Here is a 1,107-nt window from a genome sequence, read left to right on the forward strand (position 1 = left end):
ACGCGCGGAGATTTCGGCGACCGACGGGCTGTCCACGCACAGCCGGACGATCCTGCCGCGGGCGTCGCCGGCCGGCCAGCGGTGCGTCAGCCCGGGCGGCAGCGTCTCGACGGGCGCCTCGAGCGGCAGGTCGACGCTGGTGTCGGTGCGCCCGGCCGTCAGCGCGTACGGGCGGACCAGGCTGGCCCTATCCGGCGTCGGCCCCGGCTCGCGCGTGTCCATCGCGGGTCACGAGACGCCGGAGCGTCGGGTGGGCTGCACGACGCCGCCCACCCGTTCGACGAGGACGGCCATCTCGTAGCCGATCTGACCGATGTCACACGACGCGGCCGCCAGGGTGGCCAGGTGCGAACCGTCGCCCACCCGCATCAGCAGCAGGTAGCCGTTCTGCATCTCGACCACCGACTGCAGGACCTGGCCGCCCTCGAACAGTTGGGCGGCGCCGCTGGCCAGGCTCGCCAGGCCGGACGCCACCGCGGCCAGCTGATCGGCGCGTTCGGCGGGCAGGTGCTCGCTGGCGGCGATGGGCAGCCCGTCGACCGACACCAGCAGGGCGTGCGCGACGCCGGGGACCTCGCGGGCAAACCGCGTCACCAGCCAGTCCAGGGAGCTGTGCGGGGCCGTCATTGCGGGTCCGTCCCGTTCTCGCGGGCGTGCGAGCGTCCGCTGCGCACGCCACCGAAATGACTGGTGAACGACGCGCGCACCGCCTCGGGATCGCGGGCCGCCGCGGCGTGCTGCGGCTCGCGGCCGGCGGGTGCGTCCGCCTCCGACCGCGCCTGCGCCGGCTGGCCGGACCCGGGGGTGCCGCCGGGCACCAGGCGGGCGCCCGGGGTGCGCACCGGCAGGCCGTGGTCCGTGGTGTGCTCGACGGGCTTGTCCTCGGCGGCGGCGGCCAGCGTCCAGCCGCGGTCCCACACCGACTGCCAGTCCAGATCCGGGCTGTTCACCAGGTCGTGCGGGTCACCCATCAGCTCCGACAGCATCCGGCGGTAGATCACGTCGTCGTCGGCCGGGGTCGCCTCGGCGGGGGCGGCCGGCGACGCCCGCGGCAGGATCGTCCGGCTGTGCGTGGACAGCCCGTCGGTCGCCGAAATCTCCGGGCGG

At 75.6% G+C, this 1,107-nt stretch carries 2 protein-coding genes and 1 pseudogene; all 3 read right to left on the reverse strand.

Going from position 1 to position 1,107, the window contains the following annotated elements; translation table 11 throughout:
- Nucleotides 1-222 (reverse strand): DUF742 domain-containing protein (locus A5700_RS01925; protein ID WP_156671038.1); only part of this gene is annotated, 222 nt, incomplete at its 3' end.
- 6 nt (nucleotides 223-228) lie between these two features.
- On the reverse strand, nucleotides 229-627 hold the full coding sequence (locus A5700_RS01930; protein ID WP_068071611.1) for a serine protease inhibitor: 399 nt from the start codon (nucleotides 625-627) through the stop codon (nucleotides 229-231).
- Nucleotides 624-1,107, reverse strand: a pseudogene (locus A5700_RS01935) (hypothetical protein); the annotation flags it as partial. The pseudogene A5700_RS01935 and the gene A5700_RS01930, both read right to left, overlap by 4 nt.

Origin of the sequence: Mycobacterium sp. E1214 (genome assembly GCF_001666755.1) — a bacterium.
In the GTDB taxonomy this organism is placed as follows: domain Bacteria; phylum Actinomycetota; class Actinomycetes; order Mycobacteriales; family Mycobacteriaceae; genus Mycobacterium.